The sequence below is a fragment of the Zobellia uliginosa genome (assembly GCF_018860745.1).
Lineage (GTDB): Bacteria > Bacteroidota > Bacteroidia > Flavobacteriales > Flavobacteriaceae > Zobellia > Zobellia uliginosa_B.
The window spans coordinates 839,149-845,658 of record NZ_JAHKPY010000002.1 but is presented as its reverse complement, the minus strand read 5'-3'; the positions used below and the strand labels follow the sequence as shown (position 1 = coordinate 845,658).

The window sequence follows — 6,510 nt, the reverse complement described above, 5'->3', positions numbered from 1 at the left end:
GTGTACAATACATAGGAAGTACCTAGTACAGGATTCGTTCTGTTTTTAGGTTAGTATTTGCTTTATAGACTTAAATAATACTTTTAATAAATTGGTTCACGGCCAAATTTTCTAAATGCAAAATTTAAAGACCCATTATCATCCGGATGTAGTTAGTTTAGAAGGCAAATCTATTGTCACGAGGCTGGCTACCAGAAGTATTGCCATGCAAGGTAATTGTATTCTATTGGTTTATACGGAGCGCTATGAAGATTATAGTCTGCCTGGTGGCGGCTTAGATGAAGGCGAGGATAAAATTGCCGGTATGACCAGAGAACTAATTGAAGAAACCGGAGCTCAAGATATCAGGAACGTTAAGCCTTTTGGTATCTATAAGGAATACAGGCCCTGGCACAAGCCCGATTTTGATGTGCAGCATATGATTTCGTACTGTTATACCTGCGAAGTGAACAAAGAACTTGGTACGAATAAGTTGGAAGCTTACGAAAGAAAAAATGGTATGACCGCCAAATGGATTAATATTCATGAAGCCATAGCACACAATAAAAGAACTATGGCCACGAGTACTAAAAAAGGAATGTCTATTGAGCGAGAGACTTTTTTGCTGGAGCTCTTGGCCAAGGGTATGAATTGAAAAGTTCTTATCTCATTGATCCGGCTTATAGGCGGTACTTCTTCTACCGGTATCTAGCTAAGTACGATTTACCTCTACAAGCTGGGCAAACCTAACAACTATTACAACTTATTAAAGTTATCTTTAATCTCCTCTTCGTACCCATTCCGGTTTGACCATCTAAGAGCAAATTCAACCTTCTTTGCTGTCGTGAAATCTTTATTGACAATTTCCTCTCCATTCAATTTCAACGTATAATTGAATCCTACTGGATAAACTGCATCAATTGCATCTATGATGATATTGGCATGAAACGCAAAACAATTGTCCGAAGTTTTAAAAACATGCTTTTGAGCAACATCTATATCGCTATTGCCTAAAAGTAATAACTGTAGTCCCCCAGAAAAATTATCCGTGTTTATATACGTTATCTCGCTAGTTCCTGTTTCACCAACATCACTGGCGGACAAGACATATAACCTCTCCATATAGTAGTCTTCCCATTTAGAATCTAAGGTAATGGTAGCCTCATAGGTTCCTATTTCAATGGCACCCATATCTATAACCTCCTCCACTTCTTCTTTATCCTCACTACAAGAAATAAGAAAAACTGATAATAAAATAAACGAGATAGTCCTATTGACTGAAAATGACATAAAAATAATTTTGACTAAAATAGCTCATATTTGATTCTTAGCGTCATAAGGTCTTTAAAATTTCTGTATACTATTTCTTATAAATTTCATCTAACCTTTAAATCCTAAAATCATTGTTTCAATTTTACTAGGCTTATCCCTGCCAGTTTATAACGAGCAAACTTATCCTGATATAATACATTATGGCTATCATAAAATTGAGTAGGCATTTTTTGACTCAATCCTAAATCATTCAATTCCTTATTTTCGTTTTTAGTAATGGTAGCAAATAAAAGCCAATCATCTAACACTTTACCTATTTCGCTTAATGATGGACTTAAACCAAGATTTTGTAACATTTGTGTAATGACCTTAACAGGTACCACATGCTCCTTTACAACTTGTTTCCTGTTCACTTCTTTAGCTGCCTCAAGAGAAACCAGACCACTCCAAAAAATTTTATTCCAAGCAGGATTACCAGTTTTGGTGACATAATTGTTTTTATAACAATAATACTGATCAATAAAATGTCGGATATGGTGGCTTCTTGAATTTTCCAATTCAATTTTAATATGTTTTAATTCTATTATGGTAATAATAGCCACCATAAACATGGTGGAGCTTTAACCATGTCCATGTGGTTGTTTTTAACCAAAAAGAGCAACAGTTTCCTGTTGCTCTTTTCACTACTTAACTAACTCAACTAACTATATTATTTTAATAGCATATCACTTATAAACAACAAAGGTTTTTTTGTAATAATCAGTTAGGGGTCTCTAATAATTCATCTATCTCATATTCAATACCATTTTTAATTACGGTAGTAATGTTCCAAGCATCCGTAATGTTATTAAGAGGGTCGCCATCTACAATGACCAAATCAGCTAGTTTACCTGCTTCAAGACTTCCTAAGTCTTTATCTACACCCACTGCTTCAGCCGATTTAATAGTCGCCGTTTGCAAAGCTTGAAAAGGAGAAAGACCAGCTTCAACAAATAGTTGCATTTCCACATGTAGACTAGTTCCGTAAGGAATAAATGGAGAATCAGTGCCTGCTGTCATTCGTCCGCCTGCATTAATAATATTCTTCATGGTCTTGTAAATATTATCAAAATTGGAACCATAGCCTGGTCGCATAGCCCTTATACCGGGCATTGCGGCGGCTAACTTATTTACATAATCAGAAGAGTACAGCGCATTGAGCTGTTTGTTTTTAATCAATCTGGGGTCTTTCTCCATCATCAGAAAGAATCCCCCTTGTAATCCGATTGTTGGTGTAATATTCATCCCGGACTGGGCTATTAGTTGAATGACATCATCATAGGTACGGTTCATTGCGGATTGTTTCATAGAATATCCTCTGCGACTAGTCCCTCGGATGTGCTCAACGGCATCTACATTATATTTGGTTGATGGAAAAATCTCATGAGAAGATACCGGTATACCTATGTCGTGTGCAGCCATAGTTATTTCTTTTTGAATGGAATCAGGCATACGTACGTAGGTTTTAATTAAATCGTAACCTAGCTTTTTGGCACGCTCCATTTCCAATTTCATATGTGGCCCATGAATTACACTATTAGCTAATCCATAGTATATCCGACCACCATCTGTAAGTCCCCCAGTAAAAAACTCTCGTGGACCAAGTCGAGTACCACTAGACCATGCTTCTTTCCGTTCTAAGGCGTCGTAGGGATCAGCTCCCGGTTCTCGCACTGAGGTAATACCATTAGACAGCCAAATACGTCCCAAACGTTCTCCTACGCTAGCGTGCTGATGCGTGTGCATCTCAAAAAGCCCAGGCATGACAACATTATCAGAAGCATCAATAACTGTCATATTAGTGTATTCTTGATGCGGTACAATTTCCTTAATTCGATGATTTTCTATCAAAATATCCATATTTTCTAGATAGGTACTATCCTTTCCGTTAAATAGCTTGCCTGCATAAATTACATAAGTGCTTTCTCCTAACTGTGGTTTCCATTCTAGCTCAATAGGGATGTCTTCGTCCTCTCCAGTTTCCACATTAATTTTCTTAAGGTGATCAGTAGCTAGATAGACTATCGTTTTCGAATCTCCCGCCCAACTAGGCTTAGCCGCCAATTCTTTTGTAAGTTGCTTAGGGATTCCTTTGATTTCCCCTCTTGCATCAACAGGCACCGTCCACAACACGCCATCTTGAATGTACGCTATTTTTGTTCCATTTGGAGACCAAAGTGGACCGTTTTTACTTCTCATACCAGGAGTACGAGTGGAGTCTGGTGAGACATAACGGTAGCCCTCTCCATCAACAGATACCAACAATATTTCACTCATTCCCTCCCGGTAACGGGTAGAAGCGGGTTGTATGGCCATTAAAGCCATAGTTCTCCCATCAGGTGACCAACTTGGCTTGCTAGGAACAAATACCGGGTCATGAATAGCAGTAATCTCTCCTGAAGAAACGTCTAAAAGACTCAATACACCACGGCCCCATACATTACGTGCATCAGTTGCATAAAAAGCAATAGATTTACCATCGGGAGAAAAAGAAGGAGCTAAAGTTGTTTCCTTAATATCAGTAAGCTGCTTAGCTTCCTTACTAACCAGATCCATCATCCATAAATTCATCTTACCTGTCCGATCAGAAGCAAAAACAATTGATTGGCCATCAGGTGACCAATCTGGATCAATATCCACAAAAATATCATCCGTTAGTTGCGTTAGTTCACCTCCAATAACTTGAACATATAAATTACCTAATGCTGCAAAAGCTACTGAGTTACCATCAGGTGAAACTACCGGTCCCATTATACCCATTGGAGTATGCTTTTCATCATCATCAAAATTATATGTTTTACGAGCATAGCTATTTCTATTCAAGTTTACGGTAGCCTCAAAATCAATGGTTTGAAAACCATCTTTTCCCAAAATACTTTTTTTAATTTTACCATCTGCTGTGTAGAGATAAGTGCTGTCATTCAGCCAATTAGTTCGAAAAGGAAAAATATCTTCACTCTCAATTGTTAAACTTTCTACTTCTCCGGTTTCGACATCTGCAATATACATATTGCTATTCTCCCCGTCATAAGCAGTAAAAGTAACCGAATCATCATTTTCGTTCCAAGAAGGTGCAGCCAATGCCTTGTCGGAAGCGGTCAATAAATTCTCTTTACCCTTTATACTTATATATATTCCAGGAGCTTTAACTCGTTCTGAAACAAAAACAATTTGCCCATCTATAGAAGAAACAGCCGGACTATAATCATTACCAATAGATTGTGTAAGAGATTTTAATGATTTATTACTTAGCTGAACCTCCCAAATATCATAATTACCGTTGCGATCAGAAGAAAAGACAATAGTCTCTCCGCTAGGTGACCAGTCTGGCTCACGATCATCATAAAGTCCCGAAGTTATCTGTTTTAAATCAGAGCCATCTTTTTTAATGGTCCAAATATGGTAATTACCATCTTTATAGGAATGAAATGCAATTGATTCTCCATCTGGAGACCAGGTAGGTTCATGACAATCTCCTAATTCATCTGTAATAGGAGTAGCCTTTCCTCCTGAAGTTGGCATAACCCAAATCGTACCTTGTAAATCAAGTGCCAATGATTTCTTGTCAGGAGAAAGAGAAACAGCCATATTTGTTCCTTCTTTTAAAGTAACAGCTATGCTATTACTATTGGCAATTTCAGTATTTTCCTTTACATCGGAACAAGAAAAAAGTACTAGAAGGAGTATGTTTAATAAAGAAATAAAAGAAATTTGACGCATTGGTATTTGTTCTTTAGAGTGAATTAATATCATCCATTATTATAATTAAAAAGTATTTATCGGTGTAGGAGTAAAGATATCCGGCACCGGATTAGGGGTACTAGTATTAGAATTGATTTCTTCTTGACCGTAGATGAACCTTTCTGGAAGGGTTTCCCCTGAATTAGGCTGTATCTTTATACCTATGGATTCATTACGGGTCCGCCTAATGTCATTAAACCCTAATAACTGACCGAAAAAAGTCACATACCTTTCTTCCAATATTTCCTGAAGTAGAGCCTGTTCTTCTGGCAAGCCATCTACGTTAGCAATTCCTCCAGCTGCAAAATCATCAATTGAATAGGGCTCATACATATATGAAAAATCAGAGTTCTGGTATGTGGGGTCAAGATAGCCTCCTCCATCAAGATAAGCTCGATATGTATTCAGGTGTTCTAAGCCAGCATCAAAACCTTGAGATCGCGTAGCAGCTTCTGCTAACGTAAGTAAATTCTCAGAATAGGTAATTAATGGAAAACTTTGGTCTTGACTAGCAAAGCCTCGTAAAGAGTCTCCCACTGAGGTAGAGTAAGTATTAGGTTCAGTACCAGCTGTAAACCTTGCATTTTCTTCTGTAATGAAGTAATAATTGTAACGTGCGGTCTCATCTGTTTTTGCATTCCCCCTATAACTTGAACTATTGGGATCTAATAATGTTGTAATATGTGCGTTACTTGAGTTCATATCTCCCGCCCGAGAACGTGCTACAAATGTGTAAAGTGTGTTTTCGTTTGCTCCAACCGTACTACCATGTGGAGCAGTCATTGAATTATTAGAAGAACTAATACCGTCTACAGCTGCCATATAGGCCAATTCGTATTCACGAGTTTCAATATATAATCGAGCTTTTAAAGTATAAGCTGCTTCTAACCATTTACCACCGTCACCTCCGTAATAAATGTCCGCTACACCTACAGAACCAATTTCTGATTCCAATTCCAAAATAGCTTCATCCAATAATGTCTGTAAACCATTATAGACATCTGTTTGCGCATCAAATGCTGGATTATCAAATTCATCATTGGCAACTTCAGATAAGGGAACATCTCCCCAACCGGCAGCAGCAGCTCCAACGGCATGGGCTTTTAATACCTTTGCAATACCGACCATAAGCCGATTGTTAACTTCTATAGATTTAGCTTCTATTAAGTTCGCTTGTTGAAATACACCGTAATAAATATTTTGCCAAATTTGGCTAAAGCTACTGCCATTAACATTGTAAACTTGAATATCAGCATATTGTCTATCCACACCCGTAAAATAACCTGACCACATCCCTCCTATACGCGCCACATGGGCCTCATGAATAGTAATATTGGCCAATTGAGCACTGGTTAATAATAATGTGGCGGAGGCATCGGTCGGGTTGTTCGGGTCATTATTTAGGTCTTCTACAATAGTTTCGCAGGCCAGTAATCCGATTAAGAAAATAAATGAAAATATACGTTTCATATAATTGAT

At 37.8% G+C, this 6,510-nt stretch carries 5 protein-coding genes; 1 reads left to right on the top strand and 4 read right to left on the bottom strand.

From position 1 onward, the window contains the following. The first annotated feature begins 115 nt into the window (after nucleotides 1–115). Nucleotides 116–634: an NUDIX domain-containing protein gene (locus KO521_RS03800; RefSeq protein WP_215938556.1), complete on the top strand. Its 519-nt coding sequence runs from the start codon at nucleotides 116–118 to the stop codon at nucleotides 632–634. A 101-nt stretch (nucleotides 635–735) separates the two neighbouring features. Here the strand turns inward: KO521_RS03800 and KO521_RS03795 are convergent, their stop codons facing one another. The 4 genes from KO521_RS03795 to KO521_RS03780 all read right to left on the bottom strand — a co-directional run bounded on the left by KO521_RS03795 (nucleotide 736) and on the right by KO521_RS03780 (nucleotide 6,501). Next, entirely contained in the window at nucleotides 736–1,269 is a 534-nt protein-coding gene (locus tag KO521_RS03795; RefSeq protein ID WP_215938555.1) for a hypothetical protein, read from the bottom strand. Between the two features lie 110 nt (nucleotides 1,270–1,379). Next, nucleotides 1,380–1,856, bottom strand: coding sequence for a hypothetical protein (locus KO521_RS03790; RefSeq protein ID WP_215938554.1), 477 nt, complete (start codon nucleotides 1,854–1,856; stop codon nucleotides 1,380–1,382). A 154-nt stretch (nucleotides 1,857–2,010) separates the two neighbouring features. Next, on the bottom strand, nucleotides 2,011–5,043 hold the full coding sequence (locus tag KO521_RS03785) for an LpqB family beta-propeller domain-containing protein (protein ID WP_215938553.1): 3,033 nt from the start codon (nucleotides 5,041–5,043) through the stop codon (nucleotides 2,011–2,013). 12 nt (nucleotides 5,044–5,055) lie between these two features. Then, nucleotides 5,056–6,501, bottom strand: a complete 1,446-nt coding sequence (locus tag KO521_RS03780) for a SusD/RagB family nutrient-binding outer membrane lipoprotein (RefSeq protein ID WP_215938552.1) — start codon at nucleotides 6,499–6,501, stop codon at nucleotides 5,056–5,058. Nucleotides 6,502–6,510: the final 9 nt, after the last annotated feature.